Origin of the sequence: Marinoscillum furvescens DSM 4134, from assembly GCF_003386095.1 — a bacterium.
In the GTDB taxonomy this organism is placed as follows: domain Bacteria; phylum Bacteroidota; class Bacteroidia; order Cytophagales; family Cyclobacteriaceae; genus Marinoscillum; species Marinoscillum furvescens.
On the sequence record NZ_QREG01000001.1, the window covers coordinates 85,780 to 111,860 of the forward strand.

General features: G+C 45.2%; 23 protein-coding genes and 1 tRNA gene. 14 read left to right on the forward strand and 10 right to left on the reverse strand.

Annotation, left to right across the window (positions count from 1 at the left end; genetic code table 11):
• Nucleotides 1–116: 116 nt before the first annotated feature.
• The 4 genes from C7460_RS00290 to C7460_RS00305 form a co-directional block, all read right to left on the reverse strand.
• Nucleotides 117–2,825 (reverse strand): hybrid sensor histidine kinase/response regulator transcription factor, encoded by a 2,709-nt coding sequence (locus C7460_RS00290; RefSeq protein ID WP_147302805.1) that lies wholly within the window; start codon nucleotides 2,823–2,825, stop codon nucleotides 117–119.
• Between the two features lie 61 nt (nucleotides 2,826–2,886).
• On the reverse strand, nucleotides 2,887–3,459 hold the full coding sequence (locus C7460_RS00295; RefSeq protein ID WP_115866065.1) for a nitroreductase family protein: 573 nt from the start codon (nucleotides 3,457–3,459) through the stop codon (nucleotides 2,887–2,889).
• Between the two features lie 137 nt (nucleotides 3,460–3,596).
• Nucleotides 3,597–4,421, reverse strand: coding sequence for a ThuA domain-containing protein (locus C7460_RS00300; RefSeq protein ID WP_115866066.1), 825 nt, complete (start codon nucleotides 4,419–4,421; stop codon nucleotides 3,597–3,599).
• Nucleotides 4,422–4,631: 210 nt separating this feature from the next.
• Nucleotides 4,632–4,705 (reverse strand) — tRNA-Arg (locus tag C7460_RS00305).
• Nucleotides 4,706–4,876: 171 nt separating this feature from the next.
• Between C7460_RS00305 and C7460_RS00310 the strand changes: the two genes are divergently transcribed.
• The 4 genes from C7460_RS00310 to C7460_RS00330 all read left to right on the forward strand — a co-directional run bounded on the left by C7460_RS00310 (nucleotide 4,877) and on the right by C7460_RS00330 (nucleotide 8,991).
• Nucleotides 4,877–5,086 (forward strand): hypothetical protein, encoded by a 210-nt coding sequence (locus C7460_RS00310; protein WP_115866067.1) that lies wholly within the window; start codon nucleotides 4,877–4,879, stop codon nucleotides 5,084–5,086.
• A 497-nt stretch (nucleotides 5,087–5,583) separates the two neighbouring features.
• Nucleotides 5,584–7,761: a TonB-dependent receptor plug domain-containing protein gene (locus tag C7460_RS00320; protein WP_115866069.1), complete on the forward strand. Its 2,178-nt coding sequence runs from the start codon at nucleotides 5,584–5,586 to the stop codon at nucleotides 7,759–7,761.
• Nucleotides 7,762–7,810: 49 nt separating this feature from the next.
• Nucleotides 7,811–8,185, forward strand: coding sequence for a heavy-metal-associated domain-containing protein (locus C7460_RS00325; protein ID WP_115866070.1), 375 nt, complete (start codon nucleotides 7,811–7,813; stop codon nucleotides 8,183–8,185).
• A gap of 74 nt (nucleotides 8,186–8,259) precedes the next feature.
• Nucleotides 8,260–8,991 carry a sulfite exporter TauE/SafE family protein gene (locus C7460_RS00330; protein ID WP_221409412.1) on the forward strand — a complete coding sequence of 244 codons (732 nt, stop codon included), beginning with the start codon at nucleotides 8,260–8,262 and terminating at the stop codon, nucleotides 8,989–8,991.
• Nucleotides 8,992–9,139: 148 nt separating this feature from the next.
• Here the strand turns inward: C7460_RS00330 and C7460_RS23450 are convergent, their stop codons facing one another.
• On the reverse strand, nucleotides 9,140–9,367 hold the full coding sequence (locus tag C7460_RS23450) for a hypothetical protein (protein ID WP_147302806.1): 228 nt from the start codon (nucleotides 9,365–9,367) through the stop codon (nucleotides 9,140–9,142).
• 146 nt (nucleotides 9,368–9,513) lie between these two features.
• Here C7460_RS23450 and C7460_RS00335 point away from each other — a divergent pair, with 146 nt between their 5' ends.
• A complete protein-coding gene (locus C7460_RS00335) occupies nucleotides 9,514–9,897 on the forward strand; it encodes a helix-turn-helix domain-containing protein (RefSeq protein WP_115866072.1) in 384 nt (127 codons plus the stop codon).
• A gap of 3 nt (nucleotides 9,898–9,900) precedes the next feature.
• Here C7460_RS00335 and C7460_RS00340 read toward each other — a convergent pair whose 3' ends face one another.
• Nucleotides 9,901–10,551, reverse strand: coding sequence for a TPM domain-containing protein (locus C7460_RS00340; protein ID WP_115866073.1), 651 nt, complete (start codon nucleotides 10,549–10,551; stop codon nucleotides 9,901–9,903).
• 31 nt (nucleotides 10,552–10,582) lie between these two features.
• Complete coding sequence (locus tag C7460_RS24340; protein ID WP_262511838.1) at nucleotides 10,583–11,479, reverse strand: TPM domain-containing protein; 897 nt, start codon at nucleotides 11,477–11,479, stop codon at nucleotides 10,583–10,585.
• Nucleotides 11,480–11,545: 66 nt separating this feature from the next.
• On the opposite strand from C7460_RS24340, the gene C7460_RS00350 reads away from it, so the two are divergent.
• A complete protein-coding gene (locus C7460_RS00350; RefSeq protein WP_115866074.1) occupies nucleotides 11,546–12,136 on the forward strand; it encodes a LemA family protein in 591 nt (196 codons plus the stop codon).
• A 122-nt stretch (nucleotides 12,137–12,258) separates the two neighbouring features.
• On the opposite strand, the gene C7460_RS00355 is transcribed toward C7460_RS00350, so the two are convergent.
• The 3 genes from C7460_RS00355 to C7460_RS00365 form a co-directional block, all read right to left on the reverse strand.
• Nucleotides 12,259–13,095 (reverse strand): hypothetical protein, encoded by an 837-nt coding sequence (locus C7460_RS00355; protein WP_147302807.1) that lies wholly within the window; start codon nucleotides 13,093–13,095, stop codon nucleotides 12,259–12,261.
• A 161-nt stretch (nucleotides 13,096–13,256) separates the two neighbouring features.
• Nucleotides 13,257–13,793: an ATP-dependent protease subunit HslV gene (gene hslV / locus C7460_RS00360; RefSeq protein ID WP_115866076.1), complete on the reverse strand. Its 537-nt coding sequence runs from the start codon at nucleotides 13,791–13,793 to the stop codon at nucleotides 13,257–13,259.
• 76 nt (nucleotides 13,794–13,869) lie between these two features.
• Nucleotides 13,870–15,522, reverse strand: a complete 1,653-nt coding sequence (locus C7460_RS00365; protein WP_115866077.1) for a pyruvate dehydrogenase complex dihydrolipoamide acetyltransferase — start codon at nucleotides 15,520–15,522, stop codon at nucleotides 13,870–13,872.
• A gap of 141 nt (nucleotides 15,523–15,663) precedes the next feature.
• Here C7460_RS00365 and C7460_RS00370 point away from each other — a divergent pair, with 141 nt between their 5' ends.
• The 8 genes from C7460_RS00370 (at nucleotide 15,664) to C7460_RS00405 (ending at nucleotide 26,081) form a co-directional block, all read left to right on the forward strand.
• On the forward strand, nucleotides 15,664–16,623 hold the full coding sequence (locus C7460_RS00370; RefSeq protein ID WP_115866078.1) for a YheT family hydrolase: 960 nt from the start codon (nucleotides 15,664–15,666) through the stop codon (nucleotides 16,621–16,623).
• Nucleotides 16,624–16,656: 33 nt separating this feature from the next.
• Nucleotides 16,657–17,355: an SOS response-associated peptidase gene (locus C7460_RS00375; RefSeq protein WP_170147835.1), complete on the forward strand. Its 699-nt coding sequence runs from the start codon at nucleotides 16,657–16,659 to the stop codon at nucleotides 17,353–17,355.
• Nucleotides 17,356–17,433: 78 nt separating this feature from the next.
• Entirely contained in the window at nucleotides 17,434–19,521 is a 2,088-nt protein-coding gene (locus tag C7460_RS00380) for an OmpA family protein (RefSeq protein ID WP_115866080.1), read from the forward strand.
• Between the two features lie 82 nt (nucleotides 19,522–19,603).
• Complete coding sequence (locus C7460_RS00385; RefSeq protein ID WP_115866081.1) at nucleotides 19,604–21,127, forward strand: PD40 domain-containing protein; 1,524 nt, start codon at nucleotides 19,604–19,606, stop codon at nucleotides 21,125–21,127.
• A 42-nt stretch (nucleotides 21,128–21,169) separates the two neighbouring features.
• Nucleotides 21,170–23,092, forward strand: coding sequence for an OmpA family protein (locus tag C7460_RS00390; protein WP_115866082.1), 1,923 nt, complete (start codon nucleotides 21,170–21,172; stop codon nucleotides 23,090–23,092).
• A gap of 54 nt (nucleotides 23,093–23,146) precedes the next feature.
• On the forward strand, nucleotides 23,147–24,154 hold the full coding sequence (locus C7460_RS00395; RefSeq protein ID WP_115866501.1) for a 3-oxoacyl-ACP synthase III family protein: 1,008 nt from the start codon (nucleotides 23,147–23,149) through the stop codon (nucleotides 24,152–24,154).
• Entirely contained in the window at nucleotides 24,154–24,747 is a 594-nt protein-coding gene (locus C7460_RS00400; RefSeq protein WP_115866083.1) for a hypothetical protein, read from the forward strand. Before C7460_RS00395 ends, C7460_RS00400 begins: the two co-directional genes overlap by 1 nt.
• Nucleotides 24,744–26,081, forward strand: a complete 1,338-nt coding sequence (locus tag C7460_RS00405) for a toxin-antitoxin system YwqK family antitoxin (RefSeq protein ID WP_115866084.1) — start codon at nucleotides 24,744–24,746, stop codon at nucleotides 26,079–26,081. The genes C7460_RS00400 and C7460_RS00405 overlap by 4 nt, the downstream gene beginning before the upstream one ends.

The following is a 26,081-nucleotide window of genomic DNA, read 5'->3' on the forward strand; positions in this document are numbered from 1 at the left end:
TGAAAGGCATTTTTTAACAAATCGAAACGCTTGTTTAATTATGAATTAATCAAAAGAGCTTTCAATATTGATACATGTTTTTAAAATCGTATCATAAACGTACAACTAACAGAACTCTATTTTTCGATCTGAGCTTTGTACTCTGAAGGCGTCATACCAAACTGATTTTTAAATGCAGTGGAAAAATAGGAGGAGGAAGAGAACCCCACACGATGAGCGATCTCAGAAAAGGTGAGCTTGCCTTCTGCAATTAAATGCCGGGCAGTTTTTAGTTTTACACTGTTGATATAATCATTTACGCTGTATCCAAGCAAAGCTTTCACTTTGCGGTAAAGTTGTACCCGCGACAGACCTAATTCTTGCCCCAATTCATTGACTCCAAAAGATGGATTGCTGATATTTTGCTCTACCAGCGCCGTAAACTCATGAACAAATTTCTTATCCACCCTGGAACCTGATTTAGAAGGATTCGATGCTTCCACCGGGAGCTCGTGTACATAGTGCTCCCGTAATTTTTGATGGTTGGTAAGTAAAGTCTGAATACGCTCCTTCAACAATGTGAAATCGAAGGGCTTGGTGATGTAATCATCCGCACCCAGGCGAAGCCCTTTAATTTTATCGGTCGTAGTATTTTTAGCTGATAAAATGATGATAGGGATATGAGAAGTTCGAAGGTCTTCTTTGAGCGTCTGGATAATTTCATAACCAAGTTCATGCTGCAGCATAAGGTCGCATATAATAAGATCAGGAACATGCTCCTGCGCAGACCTCACTCCATCACGAACGCGAGCTGCTTCCAGCATATTATAACTGCTGGCAAGTTTTTGAACCAAAAAATCACGTAGCTCGTCATTATCTTCCACTACCAAAATAGTCCGATCATGCACTTGAGTTTGAGCATCGTTGGCATCTGTATCAGGCTGCTCATATACCAGTGACTCTTCTCTGTGTACGACTGCACTTCCCACGGCCAGCCGCTCCATGTCCGCCAAATGGTCATCCCCTTTCTTTAAATGAATATCAAACCGGGTCCCTCTCCCCAGTACGCTTTGTACAGTGATTTTTCCCTGATGTAGCTCTACAATCTCACGAGAAAGTGACAAACCTATTCCTGTACCCAGGCTCCGGTTAGCATCTCCCTGGTAAAACCGATCAAACACATGAGAAACATGCTCCGGAGCCATTCCACTGCCAGTATCCTCCACCGATATAACCACTTCGTCTTCCAGACTACTGGATTTCACGCGTACCAAAACACTCCCTCCTCTGGAGGTAAACTTAAAAGCATTGGACAGGAGGTTAAAGAATACCTTATCCATCATGTTTTGATCAAACCACAACATAAGGTCCTCCTGGTCAGCCACAAGCTTCACAGTCACACCATTGTCATTAGCCAATTTTTCAAAAGCATCCAGGATATCTTCTAGAAATGGCACCACTAGCTGATAACTTACCTGCAATTTCATCTTGGCATTGTCAATCTTTCGAAAATCCATCACTTGATCTACCAGACGCAATAGCCGCAAAGTATTTTTTCGTATCAGGGATAAGTCCTTACGGAATGGGGCTACTTCTTTGCGTTCCAGCAACTCATCCACTGGTGCCTTGATAAGAGTAAGCGGAGTACGAAACTCGTGAGAAATATTAGTAAAAAAACGAAAACGAGCCTGAGTAGCTTCCTCGGCCTGTTGGCTATAGGCTAATACCTGTTCATTTTTTAGCTGTAATTCCTGGTTGGTTCGCCGTTTTTCCACCAGCGCCTTCAGTACAAAAGCCGTCATAATGATACTCACCAGCATCGTGAGTGCAAACAGGTATGTCAGAGTTCTTTGTGTCTGAAATACCCCTTCGATGACGTCTAGCTTACCTGCAAGGTTTAGAATATCCTTTTGCTGATCCAGCAACTTCTGCGCCTGCATCTGTATGATTTTTACATTGGTAGAGTCGATCACCATCGTCTGCAGTGTATTCTCCTTCTCAAATGGCTGACCGTTCAGTATCCTGGCCGCAACCTCTATGGCCACATCTCCACCAGTGGGGTATAGAATAGAAGCTGTAAGTACACCCTTTTCTACCAACTCCAATCCTCCTCCAGGAGTAGGCAAAGCATCTATACCAATGAATGCCGTATGCATGTCAGCGCCAACCTCCGCGGCAATATCATAAGCAAACCTTGCAGCTACATCTGTGGCTGCAAATACAACATCATATGTATTGTTCGAAATAGATGTACGGTAATCATCTGCCCCCCAACTCATAGCCCGTACAGAATCAGTAGAAATCATGGGGTATTGTTCGAGCACCTTTCGGAACCCTTTGTGTCGATCAGAAAATGCCGTGATGGTCAACGATTCATAAACCTCTAAAACATCCCCCTTTCCGCCCAGAAGTCTGGCGATGTATTTACCAGCCTCCTCTCCGATCAAACGATTATCGGCTCCTACATAGGCCGTATACTTATTGGAGTTGATACGTCTATCCAGAATGACCACAGGTATACCCTGATCGTAAACTGACTCTATAATGGGTTGAAGGGGAGCCGCTTCATTTGGAGAAACAATTAACAAATCTATCCCCAGCTCTACAAGCTCAAGAATTTGCGCAATCTGAGTGCTTGTTTGTGCTTCGGCATTTCGAAAAAGCAACTCAATATTGTCATGAAAAATCAACTGGCGCTGCATTTCGCTATACATCGTCTGACGCCAGTCATCAGCCATAATTGGCTGGGAAAATCCTACTTTGAATTGTTGATCGTCGGCATCATTTGCAAGACATGCAAAGACCGCCAACATCATTTGGATTATAAATACTATCGTTGTTTTCACATGACAAAAATAGAGAATGCAAATTCTCTGATTGGATTATTGTTGCAACAAGTCTTTGCTGTCACCCCAACCACTTTACTTTATCTTCCACAGGTCCCCGTGGTGGCTTATTGGCAGGGATATTGGCATACCCCATGTAAAAAAGACCGATACACTGCTCGCCTTCAGCGAGTGGCTCGAATTCATGGAAATACTTGAGCAAATCCGGCGAGCTCCAGTAAGCTCCTATACCATACGCACTGGCCGTAAGCCACATATTTTGCACAGCCATGGCCACAGACGCTACCTCTTCCCACTCCGGAACACGCCCACGTGGGTCACGCTGCATACAGATAGCGATTATAGCTCCTGCACGCTGGGGATTCATTTTAAGCTTTTCGTATTTGGCTACAGAGAAGGACTCTAATCCGTGAAGTGAACGATACTTTTCGGCCATAAAAATGCCGAACTTCTTCTGCACTTCACCTTTGATTACTTTAAACCTCCAGGGTTCGGTAAACTTGTGGGTAGGTGCCCAGTTGGCGTTCTCCAGCATATTGCGAATCAGCTGGTCTGGTATCACCTTGTCCAGGTACTGGTTGGGATACACAGATCGACGGTTTTGGAGGAGTTGATGCACTTCTTCGATAGTCATGGCAGCAAAATTATACAGCCCTGTAGACACAGCAGGCAGGAATGCCCCACTATTTCATAAAAGAAAGCGGGCGCTCTACCCCTTCAGCTACCTTGCATCTAAAGTAGCCTGTCGGCAAAACACCCGCTTCTGGACAATTACTTTTTAGCGTATGCTGCCTTTAGCCACTTTTCGGGCTCACTATACTTGCTAGCGCTGGCCCATTTGATGCCGCGCTGCAGCATCTCTATAGCATCTGGCACCTCAGTGATGTGCTTGAGATTGTGCCCCACTGATGTGTAAAAGATTCGGCCTTTACCAAACATCTTTTTCCAGGTCACTGGGATCACAGCACCCTCTATCCAGGGGTCTACATCACCACCAAACGTGGTAGTAGCCAGCACCTTCACATTCGGATCCACATGCATATAGTATTGCTCACTAGTGATGGCAAAATCTTTAAGCCCGGCAGTAATTTCATCTTTTTTATCTATGATATCCACGGTGTAATCGATCACACCTCCTGGATGTGCTACCCATTGGCCTCCAGTCATGTACTGGTAGTTGACATTTTGGCGAAATGCATCACACAGACCACCATGCCAGCCGGCCAACCCCATACCAGACTTCACCGCACTCACAAGCCCTTTTTCCTGCTCTTTGGTGATCTTGCTCATGGTATAGATCTGCACAGTAAGATCCACAGACTCCATGAAAGCTGCGTCTTCATAAATTTCCAGGGTATCCGAAAAGGTAACATCAGCACCCTCATCCTGAAGCCACTGCCCCAGGTATTCTTTGTATTTCAAAGGCTCATGTCCGTCCCATCCTCCGTAAACAAAAAGAACTTTTCGTCCTTTGAGCGAAGGTAGAGGCTTCGTCTTAGCTGGTTGTTCATCTTTTGCGCTGAGCGAAAAAGGCAAGGCACTCAGTGCCCCCAAAGCTGCCGCTTTTGATAAAAAGTCTCTTCTGTTGTTTTTCATAAAGTAAAAATGATTTATCAGTTTCTGGGGCAGTTCGAATTTAACAAAAATCAGCTAGTTGGAAGGAAAAAAGGGTGATTGAACAGAATACCGACTATTGCATAAGCTACCGAAACTGATCTTATATCCTGAAAACTAAGCGAATCTGCTACTTATAAATCCCTTCTAAATCACAAAAAAAGGCTCCCCAAAAACTGAGAAGCCTTAAAGTACACCCAGAAGGAGTCGAACCCTCAACCTCTGGAGCCGAAATCCAGCGCTCTATCCAGTTGAGCTATGGGTGCCTGTGATTTTTTTTTGGGGATAAGCTCCCCTCAAAAATCGGATTGCAAATATAGCCGTTCCCAGCACTTTTAAAAACAATTTCGAACGTTCTACATGCTCCACAAATCTTGAAATTGACAAAACCTAGAAAATAGGCTACCTTAGCTCCTCAACAGCAAAAAAGCATTTTTATGAAAAGGTTTCTGGCATCTGTACTCGCTTCTTTGATGACTATCGTGGCATTCGCCCAGGAAAAAGCCGAAGAAAGCAGCATTGAAATCAAAATCAATGGCAAAGCTGCCAACTTGGAAATATGGTGGAAAGGCACCCTGCTGATCATTTTCACCCTCATCATCGTATGGCTCGTAGTACGAACTTTTAGAGGCAAAGCAAACGTTTAGTCAGTAGTTGCGTATAGACTCTGCAGATGCTCAAAAGATTTTTAGCATATAGCCTCACATTAGCCATACTGGTCGCCACCTTGTATGTGCCAGTTTTCGTACATACATGTTTCTTATTTGATGTCACGAAAACGAGTGTATTTACAAAGGCTAAATGCTGTGTGCCTCAAGGCGATGACCACCACGAACGCATCGATGTAAACTGCTGCAGCCTCGAAATCAAAACCTTTAAGGCCGAAATCACCCCCCACCTCAGCGATCAGTCACCTGATGTACCGGTGATTTTTGCGGCTCCAATGGCTATAACTCACTGGTCTGCACCCCTTCAAAACCCTATCAGCCACTCATCAATGGCTGTGAGGCCACCCCCTACCCGGCTTCACAACCGGACATTACATACTGCTATTCAAGTTTTTCGCATATAATACCAATTGGTTTTAAAGCCAATCCCTAAGGATTGGTACGGTCTATTTATAACTTCTAAAACCAATTGAGAAATGAAAAACATTCTATTCTTATTTTATATACTTCCATTATCACTAGCCGCACAGCTGATCACCGGCACAGTGCAAGACAATGAAAACGAACCATTGGTCGGGGCCTCAGTCACCATCGTTGGTACCACCACGGGTACCACTACCGATATCCATGGACAGTTTGAACTCAATGCATCCCCAGAGGATAGCTTGCAAATAAGCTTTGTGGGTTTTCAGACGAAAGTATTGGCCGTGGCTAATCGTCAAAAGCTCGACATTCAGCTCCAACCAGACACGGAGCTGGAAGCCGTCACGGTGGAGTCAAGCGCTACGTTCATAGACGAACTACAACCTATCCACTCAGAAGTAATCACTGAAAAAGAGTTACTAAAAGCTGCCTGCTGCAATCTTTCGGAGAGTTTCGAAACCAATGCTTCCGTGGATGTATCATTTACAGATGCGGTCACAGGCACCAAAATGATCCGTATGCTCGGCCTTGACGGAAAATATACGCTTATCAATAGAGAAAATATGCCTCTGGTACGTGGACTCACCTCCAGAGCTGGCCTCAACCTCGTGCCCGGCACCTGGATACAGTCTATCGATGTGGGCAAAGGAGCAGGGTCCGTGGTGAACGGATTTGAATCCATGACGGGACAAATCAACCTGGAGTATAAAAAACCAGAAACAGCAGAAAAGCTCTACCTCAATGCCTACGCCAATTCTTTTGGCCGCACGGAGCTCAACGCAAACGCCACAGTGCAACTAAACGACAAGTGGTCGACGGGCATACTGGCACACACTGACTACTTTGCCGCAGACCGGGACAAAAACAACGATGGCTTTATGGACCTCCCCAAAGCGCGCCAGATAAACGTACTCAACCGATACAAATACATGGGCGATCGGGTAAGAAGCCAAATAGGCCTGCATGTGCTCAAAGACCAAAAGGCCGGTGGGCAGCTGGGGTTTGACTTTGGAGATGATACCAGCACCAGCGATCTCTACGGCTACAGCAGCGAAACCACCCGAGCAGAACTGTTTGGAAAGTTCGGACTTCTTTTTCCCGAGGCACCTTACAAAGGCTGGGGACTGCTCTATTCACTTTCCTATCAAAAACAAACGTCGGGCTTTGGGAGAAGAAGCTATATAGGAGAAGAAAAAACACTCTACACCAACCTAATACACCAAAACATCTTAGGTAATAGCTTTCACCAGTATAAATTGGGTGGCAGCCTACTGGTAGACTTATATGATGAGCAATTTGCTGATTCACTATTTGCCAGAAATGAAATTGTGCCGGGTGGATTTTTCGAATACACCTACCTGCCCAATGACCAGTTTACGTTGGTATTGGGATCCAGACTAGACTTTCACAACCTCTATGGCATCTATCACAGCCCACGCATACACACCAAATACGCTTTCGGTAAGGGCACCACACTGAGAGCCGCAGCAGGTAAGGGGTACCGCACGTCCAATATCATTCCTGAAAACAACCAAACACTGGTTTCTTCCAGAAGGCTCGTGGTAGAAGAAAGCCTACAGCCCGAAGAAAGCTGGAACCTTGGCGGAAGCCTGGTACAGGAGGTTACCATTGGTAGTAAAAGGCTCAACCTCACGGCAGATTACTTCTATACTATTTTTGAAAATCAGGTAATCACCGACATGGACCAAAACCCTCAGGAGGTGCGTTTTTATAATCTGGATGGGAAATCCTACGCCAGCAGCTTACAACTAGAAGCCGACTACAAAGTAACGCCGAGGCTTTCTACCAAAGCGGCCTACAAGCTCTATGATGTAAAAGCCACAATCAATGATCAACTACAGCCCTTGCCTTTTGTAGCGAAAAATAGATTCTTTTGGAACTGGTCCTACTCTAGTAAGTATGATATCTGGCAAGCCGACCTCACACTGCAATGGTACGGCAAGAAGCGCCTGCCAGACACATCCGAAAAACCGGAAGCCTTCCAACAGCAGGACTATGCACCAGACTTTACCAACATCAACGCTCAGGTAAGCCGTGCATTTCGCTGGGGCAATGTGTATATAGGCAGCGAAAATCTCCTCGATTTTCGTCAGGACAATCCCATCATCGACCCTGAAAACCCTTTTGGTGAAAACTTTGATGGGTCGCTCGTATGGGGTCCCGTAGCGGGCAGAGTGATTTACTTCGGTGTCCGGTATAAAATCGACTAGTATACATTAAAAATCCTTTTCTACTTTTACTTAAATAAACCCAATAGCAATGAAATATTTATTGATAGTTACCACCTGCTTCCTGGCTGTTTCTTTTTCGGCTAATGCCCAGAAAATACAAAAAATAGAAATACAAACATCTGCCGTATGTGAGATGTGTCAGTATACGATAGAGAAAGACATGGCCTTCGAGAAAGGTGTAGAAAGTGCCACACTGGACCTGGACACCAAAAAACTTTTGGTCACTTTCAATAGTAAAAAGACTTCTCCAGAAACCATCCGAAAGCGTATCACCCTCATCGGATACGATGCAGACAGCCTGAAAAGGGATGCTAAGGCTCATAGCAAACTGCCCTACTGCTGTCAATCCGACGAAAATGGGGTGCCTTTTGTAGACCATGGTGATGATCACAAAGACGAATAGGCCTTCAGAGGGACTATTTATAAGTTTTCACTAAGCCTGGATCTCTCCTATTGGAAACGCTAGAACTATCTACCATGCTGTGGCTACTGCTCACCGGGGCAGTAGCTTTCAGCATCTCCGTACTCACCGCCGGTGGGGGTGCCCTCATGATGGTTCCCATCCTCAACTGGCTCATTGGTGTCCCTAACACTGCTCCCGTGCTCAATACGGGTAACCTGTTTGGAAGACCTATAAAACTGTGGTTATTCTGGAAGCATATCCAATGGAAAGCAGTATGCTGGTATGCGCCTTTTGCACTAGCGGGTGCCATCTTATCGGGCTATTTATTTAGCAAAACCAACCTACAGCTACTACAGGTTGTGATCGGCATGTTTTTGGTAAGCACCGTCTTTCAGTATCGATGGGGTAAAAAGAAAGCATCCTTCCCCATGACTTACCCCATGTTGGCACCTTTAGGATTGGTAGTTTCGATCATTGGTACGCTCATTGGCGCTGTAGGCCCCGTACTCAACCCATTTTTTCTCAACCTCAACATCAGCAAGGAACGCTTGGTAGCTACGAAAACCGCTAATAGCTTTTTGATGGGTCTTGCCCAAATAGGATCTTATACCTGGTTTGGCCTCATGGGTAGCTACGAATGGCAGCTGGCCATCGCACTAGGAGTAGGCATCACCATTGGAAATGTGGTGGGTAAAAAGATACTCGCCCGAATTACCGACCAGCGGTTTAGACAATGGGCCATTGCTTTTATGGTGATAAGTGGCTCACTAATGATCATCCGATCCATCCAGGCTTTCTATTTTTAATACACCCGCAATATTTCACCATCAGAAAACTATCTCAAAAGGTATTGTTACCCCTGGAAATGATCAACACAGGCCTGTCAGCAGGTGACCAATTGTGATAGCATTTTGCTAACAGGTCCTGCGCCAATCATAATTAACCACGAACCAGCTAAAACCTCGCAGCAATCTCCCGGGAAGCCTCCCTTAGTTTACCATTTGCATGTAGATGATATTCGTCATTGCTGCTCCACTCTACATCCACATCATGCACTTGCAGTACCTCACAAATAACCCGAGCACACAAGGTCCGGTTGACGGTAAAAAACAACTCCCGGGAGATATGCTCCGCTATCAAGTGCTGCACGCAATCATCCAATGAGCAAAAGGTCTTTTTCATTTGGACGTACGTATTCCATTAAGCTTACACTTTGAGTACATTTGAACGGTTAGTTAGGTTTTGTATCAATCCGTTAGACAATAATAGTTGTGTTTTATAACAATTGCAATATATCACAACATTAATTGTCAGATAAATCGCAATTAATGCACGAACTCAAGGTGGAGATCGGTAAGCGCATAGCGCAAATCCGAAAAGAAAATGGCGACTCACAGCTCCGATGTGCTGAAAAACTAGGCATCAAGCGAGCTACACTCGCAGCCTACGAGGCTGGAAACAACCACATGCCCGATGACATCAAAAATAAGTTCGTGGTACTATATGGCCTGAGCATGGACTACTTGCTCACAGGCTCCACAATAGCAGCAGAACCACCTGCGAAATACGAATCACAAGACGTATTGGCCTTGATCGATCGACTGGACGACACGCCGCTACACCGCGAAATCAAGCGAAAGGTACAGCAGCTCATCTTGCAAAACATCGAGCAAAAAGAAAAGATTATTGAATTGCTGGAAAAGTACAAATAGCCTTTAATCCTCTATCCGAAGACCATCATCCAGCTCGTTGGTGTCAGTACTTTTGCGTTTAAAACCATTGGCCAACAATAGCTCCTTGCATAGCTCGATGGCCCGAACCAGTCCCTGCCCGATTTCGTGCTGTTTGATTCCTTTTACCACTTCGTCTACCACGTGCTGCCAGTCATCTGGTTTCACCCTTATATTGATACCTTCATCCCCCAGCACCAATACCTGATGCTCAAGCCTACTAATAAAAATCAGGACCCCCACGCGCTCTTCGGTGGCAAAAACCTGCTCAGACAAAAACGCTTCCATAGCCCGCTGCTGTACACGCACTGACTGACGATCTTTGGACACCAGAAAGCGCTTGATTGTAGGAAACACCATGGGTAGAAAATAACCAACCACCATCACTGCCAATATGAGCAGGGATTGCTCCAGTGGAGTAATCTGAAACGGCAACAACCACAAGTACGAGAGCATCGCAATACTGCCTATTGTGAGGATCCCCATGACGACACTTAGAAACCAGGAGGCTTCCCGGTATTCATCGCTAGACCGAACAAAAAACGGAACAATTTCTCCACAAGAGACCGTTTCCAGGTCTTTTACAGCCTGCTCTACGGCCTTTTTTTCTTCGTCTGTAAACGTATACTTACTCATCTATTTCTTATTCAAAACGCCAAACCAAAAACTACCAGCCTCCGGAAGCACCTCCGCCTCCGAAGCCTCCACCACCTCCGGAGAAGCCACCAAATCCGCCTCCGCCATACGAGGATCCTCCGCCGTAGCCACCACCAAAGCCTCCGCCCCAGTACATACCACCTCCACGTGAGCCGCCACCTCCGCGACCAGAGCCCGCCATCATAAACAAACTCACTACTGCTACGATAATCCCTGCCAACATATTCACCAGCGCCCAAATCACCAAAAACACGGCCAATGCACTCAGCAGCGTGCCTGCTGTACTTCCAAACTTCTTCGCCAGGAACGTTTTTAGGATGATCACCAGAAAAATCCCAACCACACCCAGCAGCCCAACCAGCATCGTCGGCCCTTTATTAGATCGACTACTCGGCGACCGCTGCCTGTGTACCACAGGAGGCAATTCTTCCCCTGAAATAGCACTAAGCACTACTTCTAGCCCCCGGTCTATACCTTTATAAAAGTGCCCGGAGCGAAACTCTGGAGTAATCACATTGGCAATGATCCGTTTGGATAGCGCATCAGTAAGTGCGCCCTCCAGCCCATAGCCTACTTCTATCCGCATCTTGCGATCCTCCATGGCAAAGAGCATGATAACACCATCATCTACCCCACTGCGGCCTATCTTCCATTGCTCAGCGAGTCTGATCGTATATTGCTCTATGGTCTCATCGCCGGTAGTGGGGATAAGTACCACTGTCACCTGACTACCTTTTTGCTTTTCAAAAGCAGCAAGTTTTTGCTCCAAAGCCTTTTGCTCTGAAGCTGCCAAAGTACCTGTCTGGTCCGTGACACGAGTCCTGAGGTCAGGCAAAGGCACATCCTGACCCAATGCCGTCCAAAATATCAGAAAGAAGAGTGCGGGAAAAAGCAGCCGAATTTTCACAATATCGTTAGTTCGTTTATCCTTGTGTATCAAAAAAACGTAAGCTAAATATTAAAAACCAGAGATATGAATAAAAAATGGATCGTTCTTATTGTAATCGCTATCGTGGGCATTTGGCTGTATAGCTCGATTACGGGGAAGTACAATACCATGGTAGCCAAAGAAGAAACCGTAAATACCCAATGGTCTAACGTAGAAACACAATATCAGCGCAGAAATGACCTGATCCCGAATCTCGTAAATACAGTGAAAGGATTTGCACAACAAGAAAAAGACGTGCTAACTCAAGTGACAGAAGCTCGCTCCAAAGCCAGCAGCATCAATCTAAATGCAGGAGACCTCACGCCTGAAAAACTACAGCAATTCCAGGCTGCCCAAGGACAACTGAATGGTGCGCTTTCAAGATTACTGGTTACCGTAGAAAAGTACCCCGAGCTGAAGTCCAATCAGAATTTTTTGGAACTTCAGGCGCAGCTAGAAGGGACTGAAAACCGTATAGCGGTAGCTCGTCGTAGATTCAATGAATCTGCTCAGGATTACAACACGTACATTCGAAGTTTCCCGGAGCGGGTCTATGCCAGCATGTTCGACTTTGAGCGCAAGCCACTTTTTGAAGCTGATGCAGGCGCCGAAAAAGCTCCTGAAGTACAGTTCTAGAATGGTTGACCATCGGAGGATATGTTTAAGTGATTTCAACTATTAAACAAACCTACCTAAACGAATAAAGCCCCTGCTGATCACTCAGCAGGGGCTTTTCAATTATTCACGTTATCTAAAACTTAGTTGCACTGATAAGTCAGGTCATAGCTCCAATCGGAATCTCCTTCACTTGAAATGGTCACTTTAGTAGGCAGACCTTTGTCGCTAAACACATAAGAATAATTATACAAATCAGTTTCCGTCTCACCGTCGCTAGTAGAAGTTTCTGTATGGGTAACCACATTATTAGCACTTACGTAGGCTGCATAGTTATCAGCATATATTAGCCATGCAAGATTGCCCTGAATTGGGTTAATCTGATCATCATAAGTGTATACATTGGTCTCTGAAGGTTGTGACTCCCCTTCTAATATATAGGTGATTTTTTTGAGGTTTCCTTCTTCGTACAAATAACGATAGGTAGCATAGCGCGTAAATTCATCACTGCTTTCATCAGAGTAATTGTCCCAGTTTTCTACAACCGACAGCTCTTCGCCATCATAGACAAATCGAAATTGCTCAATGTCCGGGTCGTCTACATCCTCTATGTTGATTTGAGCAACCTGCTCTTCTTCGTAAGTGATCTTCACGCTTTGTGTAAGTTCACCACCTGCGTAAACCTGAACTTCGGTAAGGAGCTCTCCAGAATAAACAGACCGGTACTCCGTCGAGAATGTGCTCTCCACTCCATCCGTCGTTTCTGTGAAAGTCTCAGTAATTTTGGTCACTTTGCCATCCGCATCGTAGGCTACTACTACTTCTTCGGAATCTCCCTCAAATTCATTGTACGTGCCGGTAAATTGACACCCTGTTGCCTCTAAAGGTGATTCATTTTCAGGTGTGCCTTCATCGGTACTGTCATCGGTACAAGCCATCACGGCCATGCTAATCATTAGCGGTAAAAATAGTTTTCTCATAGTTCTTAATTTTTGCGACAAAAATAAGAATGGATGCGTTTCCTTCAACTTTTCTTCAAATTATTTTTCCGCACATTGGTATCATATACACACTTCATTATTTGTATAAAAAAATCCCGATCAGTCAAACCAATCGGGATTTCGCAAAACTTAAACTTTTTCTACAACGTCTCCACCACCAGATTGTGGTTAGTGTAGATACAAATGTCTGCGGCAATATTCAAGCTTTCGCGGACCATCTCTTCTGCAGTAAGGTTAGTCGCATGGCGCTTGAGGCCCATAGCGGCAGAGCGAGCATACATGCTTCCAGAACCAATCGAAGCGATATCATCGTCTGGCTCCAATACATCACCCGTCCCCGAGATCACGAGTATTTCGTTTTTATCTGCTACGATCATCATGGCTTCCAACCTACGCAGATAGCGATCGGTGCGCCAGTCTTTGGCCAGCTCCACTGCTGCTCGCTTCATATTGCCAGTATAGGTGGCCAGCTTTTCGTCGAGCCGCTCTAGCAGGGTAAAAGCATCTGCTGTAGATCCGGCAAATCCCGTGATGATCTTGCCTTCCTGGAGCTTTCGGATCTTTTTCACATTGCTCTTAGCCACGGTATTGCCCATGGTAGCTTGTCCATCTGCCCCAATGGCTATTTGACCATTGTGTTTTATAGCTACGACTGTTGTCGATTTAATCTTTTCCATCTTGGTATCAATGCTTGTAAATAAAAAATGTCCCGTCATTCACTAACGGGACATCTAATTTATGGTTTGAGATTCGTTAGATCAATATTCTCACAGGATCTTCCAGGAACCCTTTGAGGGTCTTGAGGAAAGCAGCTCCCACAGCACCATCCACTGTTCTGTGATCACAAGTAAGAGTCACTTTCATCGTATTGCCTGGCACGATTTCGCCATTCTTCACCACTGGCACCTGATTGATTGCCCCTACAGCGAGGATACAAGATTCTGGTGCATTGATGATGGAAGTAAACTCCTCAATCCCGAACATACCCAGGTTGGAAACTGTGAAAGTATTGCCCGACATCTCATCTGGAGTGATTTTCTTAGCTTTTGCCTTACCTGCAAACTCTTTTACCTCTGAGGAGATATGAGCCAGACTCTTGGTATCCGCAAATTTCACCACTGGCACGATCAAGCCTTCGTCTACGGCCATGGCCACACCGATGCTGATGTGATCATTTCGACGGATGCTCTTGGTATCGTCCATCCAGTAGGTATTCACATCAGGATGCTGACGAAGTGCTGCAGCCACGGCTTTGATGACAATATCATTGAATGAAATTTTCACAGGAGACAGCTCATTGATGCTCTTGCGAGCTTCGATGGTTCTGTCCATGTCTATTTCCATGGTCAGGTAGAAGTGTGGCGCACCAAACTGACTGTTCATCAGTCCTTTTGCAATGGCTTTTCTCATTTGAGAGGCCGGCACATCCGTATAACTTTCTTCTGCAGTTACTTTAGGGAAGTTGAAGCTAGGAGCTGCATCTGCTGCTTTAGACTCCTCAGCTGCTGGAGCAGGAGCTGCCTGCGATGGTGTGAAGGACTCCACATCTCTTTTGACAATGCGGCCGCCTTCACCAGAGCCTTTGATCTGAGAGAGGTCGTACCCTTTCTCTTCAGCCATCTTTTTGGCTAGCGGAGAAGCTTTCACTCTGCCACTGTCTGTGGTGGTATCTTTTGTAGCTTCGGCCTGCGGTGCAGATGACGATGCACTCGTATCTTTCTTTTCTGACTTGTCTGCTTTCTTTTCTGACTTACCGCCAGACTGTTCTGCTTTGAGCAATGTTTTCCAGTCAGCTCCTTCCTCACCGATGATCGCGATCACACCATCGATAGGAACAGAACCACCTGCTTCTACAGCGATGTGTAGCAAGGTTCCGTCTTCATAGGCTTCTAGTTCCATAGTAGCCTTATCAGTTTCTACCTCAGCCAGCATATCACCAGCTTCTACCTGATCACCTTCGCTCTTGAGCCATGACGCGATCACCCCTTCTTCCATGGTATCGCTCATCTTTGGCATGCGTATCACAGTGGCATTGATGTCTGAAGTATCTACTGCTTCACCACTATCGTCAGATTCCTCTTCGCCAGCATCCTCTGATTCTTCTTTGGAATCTGCACTTCCGTTTGAACCACTCTCAAGATCCTTAAGTAGGTCTTTGATGTCTTCACCTTCTTCACCAATGATCGCGATCACACCATCCACAGGTACTGCTTCTTGCTCCTGCACACCGATGTGTAGCAGCACGCCATCTTGGTAAGATTCCAGCTCCATCGTAGCCTTGTCGGTTTCTACTTCCGCCAGTACATCTCCGGATTCTACTTGATCTCCTTCTTTTTTGATCCAAGACGCGATCACACCCTCCTCCATGGTGTCGCTCATCTTTGGCATTCTGATTACTTCAGCCATCTTATATGCGTTATTTTTTACTCTTATTCAAACAATTTCAAAGTTAAGTCATGTCTGTTTTTCTCCAACACATCTTTAACCATTTAATTTATCTTTTACTATAAATTGCAAAATTTGAGCACTTGTTTTTAAATATTCGCAATGCCAGCTAACACCAATTCTAACTATAAGCGTCCTTTCCCTCTTTTTTCGGCACATGCCGAAACGATTTTCCCTGCATTATTTCGAAAAATAAAAAACCTGCCCGCTGCACGTACCGAACGCATCACTACCTCAGACGATGATTTTCTAGACCTGGACTGGCGTACTCAAGACTCCAACCAACTCGTGATCATCCAGCACGGCCTGGAAGGCAGCTCAGACCGCCCGTATGTACTGGGCATGGCTCGCATTTTTTACCAGCACGGTTATGACGTGTTGTGCTGGAGCTTTCGGGGCTGCAGTGGCGAGATGAACCTACGTCCGGTATTTTATCATAGTGGCGCTACCAGTGATCTACACGAGGTAGTCAGTCATGCCATCAAAAAAGGATATTCGGACATTCGACTGGTCGGGTTTAGCCTGGGAGGCAACCTCACGCTAAAATACCTAGGGGAAACACAGCGCCCGGCAGAAATCAAATCTGCAGTAGCTATTTCAGCTCCACTGGACCTGGCAGCCGGTGCAGACAACCTACATACTACGCGTGCTAAAATATACGAACGTCGCTTTCTGAAGACTTTAAGGAATAAAATCAGACAAAAGGCTCTGTATATGCCAGAAGCGATAGACACCTCATGGTTGCGTAAGGTAAAATCAGTTAGAGACTTTGATGAATACTACACCGCGCCTCTGCATGGATACAGAGACGCCAACGACTACTATAGCCAGTGCTCTAGCAAATCATTCTTAAAGGGCATACAAGTTCCCACTCTTATCCTCAATGCTCAAAACGATCCTTTTCTGACAAAGGAAAGCCTGGATCATCAGCTCACAGAAGACTTACCAGAGGTACACATGGAAACAACTCGCCATGGCGGGCATGTCGGATTTATGCTGAAAGACACCTCCGGATACTACTGGTCAGAGCGACGTGCACTGGAATTTTGCAAATGCTTTTAGCAAACGCCAAATTGGCTTATTAACTTTCCGCCTGTGTACGACCGATATACCATATTCAGCTCACAGGAGCAGCTAGAAAAGAATTTTAATACCAAAAGTTCTGTAGCATTGACTACCACTTACAATGCTGCTCCTACGCACCTTTTGCCTGTGATTACAAGCGCAGCTCCTGAGGAAATCCAACTGTTTCACTGGGGGCTCATCTCACAAATGGCAAACAACAAAGCCATCAGCCCGCGGCTATTCAACCTACCCGTAGGTACTGCAGTGCAGCGGCCTATGTATAGAAAATCCATCGAAAATAGCCGATGCCTCATATTGGCCAATGGGTTTTACGTTTGGAAACAAGTCTCCAAAAAACAAAGGGTTCCCTACTTCTGCTATTTCAAAGAAAATGCGCCCTTCGCTATTGCTGGTGTGTGGGAAGAGTTCGATGATCTGGAAGGAAATACGGCCTACACATTCAACATGATCACTGTGCCTGCATCTGGAGCACTCAGCGACTATCAGGATGACATGCCCGCACTGCTTAGCCAAGCGCAATGCGATGTATGGCTGGATGAAAATGCTAACATAGAAAAACTCCAACCATTACTTAGCCAACTTAATCTATCAAACCTACTCATGCATGCAGTAAGTCCGCTGCTTGCAGCCCCTAAAAACAACGGCGAACAACTCATTGCACCGGCGGCACCATCTGACCAGTTTGGAAATTACACCCTGTTCAGTTAAGTTTCAGTATATAAACCGCGCAAAACCAGCTGGCAATTAAATTTTACAAAGATTTAGTTTCACAATTCTCAGAATCTCATGAGCAATTACCATCGCGCATCCATACTTTCCCTTTGCCTGCTATTGTTAGCTTTAGGGGCAGTAGCCCAAAACCCAGAAAAGCTGTACAAACGCGGAATCGACGCTTTTTATTCGGAAGACTTCAAAGCAGCCGTCACCTATTTCGAGCAAATAGAATCCTCAGGCAAATCATTTAAAGACTCTGAATACCGACTAGAAATCAGTCTTTTGGTTCAAAAAGAAAACCGGGAACGATCACTAGATAAAATCCTCAAATTTCGAACAACAAAAGCACGCAGCGACAAATTCTACAACTATTGGATGGGGCGCATTTATGCCAATCGCTACATGTTTCCCGAAGCAGTAAACGCATGGAAAGCATTTTTAAAATCGAAAGCATTTAAAAGCGAACAGATCCGTGAAGAAACCCGCAATTTCATTCAGGAAGCCGAATTGCTCGTGAGCTATTTTGACAACCCCGACAATTTTGAAATTCACCAACTCGAGGCTCCTGTTAACACTGAGTTTGCTGAACTCACTCCAGTGTATTCCGCAGAAAAAAACGAACTCCTATTTGCCTCTAATAGAGACAATGCAAAAAATGACATTTTCCTGATCTATCACACGCTGTTGAGCACAAACAAAGACTGGAAGAACCCTACGCCGATCCAGGCTCTGGGCGAATTTGACCGCTCCACTGCCAATGTAGAGGTAGTCAATGAGGACGGTAGACTCTTTGTTTTCAAGGACAAAAAAGGTGGTGACCTCTACACCAGCCAGCCTGAAGCAGACGGATGGAGTACACCTCAGGAGTTTGACAGCAAAATCACCTCCACGCATCTGGAGTCTCATTTTTTCATCAATGAACACGAAGACCGGATTTTGTTTGCAGCAAAAAACAAAAAAAACGGGCTGGACATCATGGAATCCTACCGAAATGCAGAAACCGGAAAGTGGGAAAAACCACATTTACTGAGCGCTACCATAAATAGTGTGGATGACGAAGACAGCCCTTTTTTGTCACAAGACGAAACGAAACTGTACTTCAGTTCCAATCGGCCGGGTGGACTTGGAGGAATGGATATATATGTCTGTACATTTGACAAAGCTACCAATCAATGGTCTGAGCCTGAAAATATGGGATGGCCCATCAACAGCCCTGATGATGACATCCATTTCAAAATGAATCCAGACATGAATTCCGGCTATTTTTCCTCCAACCGAATTCATACGAAAGGTGATTATGACATCTTTTTCTTTTGGGCTATTGAAAAAACATCTATTGAGGGGCGTGTGATCAATGCCAAAACGGAAGAACCAATCACATCTGGCGAAATTCGATTTCACCCTAGCCAGTATTTAGAAGAATATTTTCGTTCTCCTCTCAGTGAATCCGGCCAATACAGCACTGAAATTATCTCTGACGAGGTGTTCCGGGTAGAAGTCATCCAGAAATATGACACTTTGCTCACCGAAACATTTGAGATACATGATGCCAAGGGCGAGCAGGTAACCCATTTTAAGGATTTTTACGTGTATCCAAGCGACCTTACGGCAGCAGAGCGAGCAGCCCTACAAGCAAAATACGCCAGCAAAGAGGAGCCAACAGCTGCTGACAGCAGTGCACAAGAAGAAGCTCCTACTCTCCTTTCTCAAAAGGAAGGGAATGAACTTACTGCTACCGACACCAGCACTACAAAACCTACAAATTCTATCGCTAGGCCAAACACCACTCGGTCCGTTCCATCCAAAAGCTATGCAAGAGGCACGCGAATAGTGCGAAACGTATACTTCGAATTTGGCACTAGTACCCTCACAGCAGACTCATACCCTCAGCTAGAGCGGCTGCTAAACTACCTACGTGAAAACCCCGAGATCAAAATAGAAATTGGCGGCCATACAGACAACGTAGGCAACACTGCAAACAACTTAAAAATATCTTTGGAGCGAGCAGAATCAGTGAAAAAATGGCTCACAACCAAGGGCATCTCCGAAAACAGACTCCAGGCAAAAGGATATGGAGAATCACAGCCTCTGGCCTCCAATGATGACGAAAAAAACGGCCGGGAACTAAACCGAAGGATTGAAATACGAGTGATTCAGTAGATATCACAAATTTTCTTACGTAATTCTTCTGATTCGAACAGCATTTTTTAGTTAACTTGGTGTGCAAAAAGCCCTTCTAAAGATGAAAAGAGTAGCCACCACGCTCAAATCTTTACTTGTAATCGTAAGTTTTTCTGCCTGCTTTACCGCTGTTGGACAAAAAGAAGTCCGGTTGTACGAAAAAGCAGAAGCGCAATTTGCCCTTCACAACTACGAACAAGCATTGGGGCTCTATCAGGAAATTTCAGAAATAGCTCCGGGCTACGAAGATGTAGACTACAAGGTGACAATCAATACGCTTTTGACCGGTGCCGGTGATGACCAACCCGTCTCTCAATTGCTGACTTTTGAAAACACCTATGGAGATACAGATGACCATTACTACTACTGGCTAGGCCTTGTCCATCTTAGAAGGTACGATATAGATGCTGCCACCGCGGCATTTGAGCGCTTCAAACAAAAGCTAGATTATACTGGCAATGAAGACCCCAGAACTCTGGCACTCATCGATCACGCCGAAGAACTCAAGTATTTCTTCGAAAACCCTGATGATTATGAAATCCACCAGCTCGAAGCCCCTGTAAACTCCAATGCTACCGAACTCACCCCAGTATACTTCGAAGGCAACAAAGAACTTCTTTTTGCTTCGAACAGAGGCAAATCTGGCGAGCGACCTTTTACGATCTATTACACCAAATCTGGCGAAAATGGCTGGGAAACACCCGTAGAAGTTCCCAATCTGGGGACCTTCACTCGGGAAAACGCCAACATTGAAGTGGTAAACGAAGATGGCAGACTATTTCTCTTTCGCGAAGAAAAAGGCGGTGACCTGTTTTACAGCCAGGCATCGGGCGACACCTGGACACTCCCCATAGAATTTGACGCACGTGTATCCAACAACCACCTGCACTCGCACTTTTTTATCAACGAGCATGAAGATCGCATCATCTTCGGGTCTGATGAAGGTGCCGATGGCCTGGACCTGTTCGAATCGTATAAAAACCCTGAAAACGGTAAATGGAGTAAACCTGCACCTTTTTCGCTGAGCATCAACTCTCCCTACAACGAAGACAGCCCTTACCTCTCTCCGGATGAACAAACCCTCTATTTCTCTTCAGACAGACCGGGTGGTTTGGGTGAGTATGACGTGTATGTGTCCTACTACGATGCTGCAACTTACTCCTGGTCTGAACCCGAAAACATGGGTTGGCCAATCAATTCACCAAACAAAGAATTTCACTTTAAAATGAATGCAGATCAGAAGTCCGGGTATTTCGTCAGCAACCGCCTTCATACTAAAGGAGACTATGACATTTACTTCTTCTGGCATGTAGACAAAGTAAAAGTAAAAGGTCGCATTTTCGACCAGGCGGCCCAGGCACCATTAACAGGTGCTGAAATTAGGTTTAGACCTTCACAGTACCTCGACGAGTTTTTCACATCCACCATAGATGCTAGTGGGTACTACCAAACAGATGTGTTTGCTGACGAAATCTTTAAAGTAGAAATACTAAAAGATGGTAAGGTACTCATGACAGACAAATTTGAAGTACATGACTCCAGTGGTCAAAACACCACCCATATCAAAGATTTTACAATAGAATAAATAATTAAATCATCCATCCAAACTTAAAATTCACCGCAAACTATGAAACGTATATTTTTACTAGCTGCGGTAGTTTTTATTGCTCAAACTACCCTGGCGCTTTCCAAAGGTCAGCTGCTTAAAAAAATCGAAGAAGCATTCTACAAGGAAGATTTTAGCGAGGTACTAGACCTCAGTGTAAACCTGGAAAAAGAGCATGCCAATGCTACAGAACACCTGTACTACAAAAACATCGCTGCACATCTGACCACCAATCGTGGCGGAGACCTTGATGATGTGTTAAAATTCGAATCTACTTTTGGTAAAACAGACATTTTCTACAACTACTGGGTAGGACGCATTCACCTGTACAGATATGAATTTGATGAAGCTGAAAAGCGACTAAGAGCATTTCTAAAAATCGACAACTATACCAATCCGGTAATAGAGGAAGAAGCTCGAATGATGATCGAAATGATCAAAAAAGCCAGACCTTACTACGAAAACCCGGACGACTATGAAATCGAGATGCTACCAGCCGGGGTAAATAGTGATTATTCTGAAATCTCGCCTGCATTTTTCAATGGTCACAATGAGCTCATTTTTGCCTCAGACAGAAATCCTAAAGACTCACACCATCCAGCAGACAAATATTCTATCTACCATTCTTTCAAAAATGGTGATAAGTGGTCTGAGCCTACGGTTATTGAAAATCTTGGTGAATTCGAATATGAGAATGCTAAAGTAGAGATCATTGACAACAGTCAGCGGCTTTATACCTTTAGCGCCTCTAATGGCTCCTTGCTTTATAGCGAATACAAAAATGACTCATGGACTGCTCCTGTAGAGTTTGACACAAAAATCCGTAGCAAACACATCGAATCTCATTTTTTCATCAATGATAGCGAAGACAAGATTTTCTTCGTTTCTGGCAATCGCCGTGACAAAGAAATTTGGTTTACAGAACTCAAAGACGGCAATTGGACCGAGCCCGGACCGGTACCTGGAGCAGTAAACTCCGCTTTCGACGAAGAGAGTCCGTTTCTATCGCACAAAGGGGATGTACTGTACTTCAGCTCTAACCGACCAGAATCCATGGGGGGATATGACGTATTTATGTCGAAATACGACGAAAAATTGGGCGTTTGGGGACCCGCTGAAAACATGGGATTCCCTATCAACACCATCGACAATGACATCAACTTTGAAGTAACCCCCAGCGACCAAAGTGGCTACATGAGCTCTGACCGCCTGCACGGTGTAGGTGAATATGACATCTACTATTTCCATAAAATCACAAAAATACCTTTGCGTGGACGTATAGTCTCGGCTGATGGACAGCCGGTAAATGGCGCAGTAGTGAAATTTCATCCGGTGAGCTATCAGGATGAAGCTTTTATGGGAGAAACCGATGCTGACGGAAACTTCGAGGTGATGATTCCAAACAAAGACGACTTCAGAGCAGAAGTACTTCTGGGCAGTGACCAACTTCACGAAGAAAACTACACAAGCTACGTGCCCAACGATGGTCTCTACCTGAGCAAGGACTTTACAGTAACCTTACCGACTACTCCTACTGAAGAAAAAGACTATACTGAAATCTATGAAGGCGAGCCTTCAGAAAAGGGTGAAGCTAAGCCTGCCCTCACGGGAGTGATCAGCAAAGTTTACTTTGCATTCAATTCTTACGAACTTTCGGCAGCTGCCAAAAGTGAGCTAAAAGCAATTGCCAAGACCCTCAGCACTGACTCCAACATAGAAGTAGTGTTAGAAGGACATAGTGACAATATTGGCCCAGAAGCAATCAACCTTACGCTTTCTGAACAAAGAGCACGTGCGGCTAAGAAGTTTTTAATCACTCAGGGAATCGCAGCAGACCGAATTTCCATTAAAGGATTTGGAGAATCTAAACCTGCAGCGCCCAATGATACCGAAGAAGAAGGACGAGCGCTCAACCGCCGTGCAGAAATTCGCGTAGCAGATTAAACTTTCTTTAGAGGTATGTATATTAGCTATTTAGAGAAAAACTAAATGAGCAACATGTATACCTCAAGAATAACAGGCATTGGGCACTATGTGCCCGACAATATAGTAACGAACAAAGACCTGGAGCAATTCATGGAAACCTCAGATGAGTGGATCCAGGAGCGTACAGGCATCAAAGAAAGACGTTGGATAGACCCTAAATCTGACGACATGCCCTCTACCATGGGGGTAAAGGCTGCACGCCAGGCCATTGAAAACGCCGGGCTTACGCCTGACGATATCGATTTTATTGTATTTGCTACCCTGAGCCCGGATTACTATTTTCCGGGCCCCGGCGTGCAAGTACAGGACCTCCTTGGTGTAAAAGAAATCGGCGCCCTGGATGTGCGCAACCAATGCAGTGGCTTTGTCTATGGACTCTCTGTAGCTGACCAGTTTGTCAAAACTGGCATGTACAAAAACGTACTGGTCATTGGAAGCGAATACCACTCAGGTGGCTTGGAAAAATCCACTCGAGGTAGAGGAGTTACCGTAATTTTTGGTGATGGAGCCGGCGCAGTAGTGCTTTCCCGCTCCGAAGACAACCAAAAAGGCATACTCTCCACCCACTTGCACTCCGAGGGCAAACACGCCAAAGAACTTGCCCTCATTGGCCCTGCCACTAACCGCTGGGTAGATCAAATCATGGAAGAAAACGATCCCGATGACACCAGCTATTACCCCTACATGAATGGCAACTTCGTCTTCAAGCATGCGGTCACTCGTTTTGGTCAGGTGATTCATGAGGCTTTGCAGACCAATGGCTTTCAAACCAGTGATATCGATATGCTGATACCTCACCAGGCCAACTTACGCATTAGTCAGTTTATCCAAAAACAAATGGGCCTTGCAGACGAAAACGTGTACAATAACATCATGCGCTATGGCAATACCACCGCAGCATCCATTCCAATAGCACTTAGCGAAGCCTATCAGGAAGGAAAAATCAAGGATGGCAACCTGGTATGCCTAGCAGCCTTTGGTAGTGGCTTCACCTGGGCATCAGCACTAATCCGCTGGTAATGAAACCAACACCTGAAGAGCTCGAGATACTGAACAACGACCATTTCCTTTTGGTCAAAAACCAGGTGTCTGAAAAAGTGATTAGCTACCTGGCAGCAATCGAACGCAGCCTTCATGCACACATCCAGCAAGTGGACCCGGGAGTTTTTCCCGAAGGTGCTTTTTTGAAATCTGGCAAAATAGCCAAAGGGGAGCAATACAAAGGGCTCCCCTATTTCATATTAGACTACCCCAGACTCTTCACACAGAAGCAGGTGTTTGCCTTTCGTGTTATGCTCTGGTGGGGAAACCATTTTAGCTGCACGCTTCACCTGCAGGGGCCACCACATCTGCAGCAGCCTCAAACGCTTATTAAAAAACTCATGGAGCATCCTGAGCTTTATTTTTGTGTAAACACGCAACCCTGGGATTATCACTATGAGCACACCAATTACCGGCAGGTTAAAAACCTCAACCAGGACAATATGCGCGATCAAATCGAGCGACATGGATTTATAAAAATCAGTAAATACCTGCCCGTAACTTCGTGGGATAACTTCCAAACGTTTACTTTGCAGTGTTTCGATGACTTTCTGAGGCTGATTGCACCATGAAGAAAATTCTGTTATGCTTATCCCTGTTGGTTAGTCTGAGTGTAGGTGCTCAGGATATCTCACCAGATCAGTTTTTGTTTAAAACAGACACGCTCTCTGATGGAGTGTATACCTATACGTATGACAATGGCAAGACAGCCTTTAAAGGAGCCATAATAGACGGTAAAAAAAGTGGTGTCTGGAACTACTACTCAAAAAATGGCACCATTAAATCCAGTGTCAAGTACGTCTATGGTATGAAAAATGGCATGAGTAGAAAGTTTGACAAATATGGCATCCTGCTCAACGAAAGCTACTACATCAAAGACACGATCAACGGCCCTTACCTGGAATACTACGACAATGGTGCTATTGCATTGGAAGGCTATTATACCAACGGTCTAAAGGATAGCACCTGGTCAGAATACTATCCTGACGGAGGCATCAATTTTGTAGAACGCTACTATAAAGGCAAGGCCCACGGCAAATGGGTTTACTACTACTCCACTGGAGTGAAAAAGTCTGAAGAATACTATCAAAATGGACTAGAGGCAGGCACCTGGAAAACCTACCACCCCAATGGGCGTATGGAAAAACAGTTTAGCTTTAAAAACACGCTTCTTCATGGCCCTTACTTTGAGTATTTTGACAACAAACAAAAAAGTGTAGAAGGTCAGTATGAAAACGGCCTTAAAGTGGGCAATTGGCTTTCTTTCTTTGAAAATGGAAACCTCTACGCTATAGGCAAGTATGAAAACGACCTGCGTACTGGTCTGTGGAAGTATTTTACTAAAGCGGGACACCTTGACTATGAAGGCAAATACCGCAAAAGGCTAAAAGAGGATCAATGGGTCTACTATCATCCATCAGGGAAGCCACGCATGATCGGCAGCTATGTGCATGATAGCAAAGACGGTTTGTGGGGACTCTTTTATGAAAATGAACAACTCCAGCAGGAACAGGTATGGGAACTCGGAAAGCTACTCGAAGTAAGCCCTTTCTACACCATACAAGGAGAAGAACTGTCCCCCGGCACACTGACCAATGGTACAGGAAATGTAATTGGCTACTACGAGGATGGCACCATAGCTAGTGATGAAGGATTCAAAAACGGGCTACTTTCAGGAGAGGCAAGGTATTTTGATGAGGATGGAGACCTGAAAGAAAATGGGCGCTATCAGGCCGGCATCAAACATGGCACGTGGATCAGATACCACAGCAATGGCAACAAGGCTGCTGAGGAAGTGTATGAACTCGGCGTACCCACTGGCACCTGGAAATACTTTAACAGAAGAGGAAAACTTGTGGAAACGATCAAGCAAACAGTAGCCGAAGAAACCACTTCCCAACCGTAA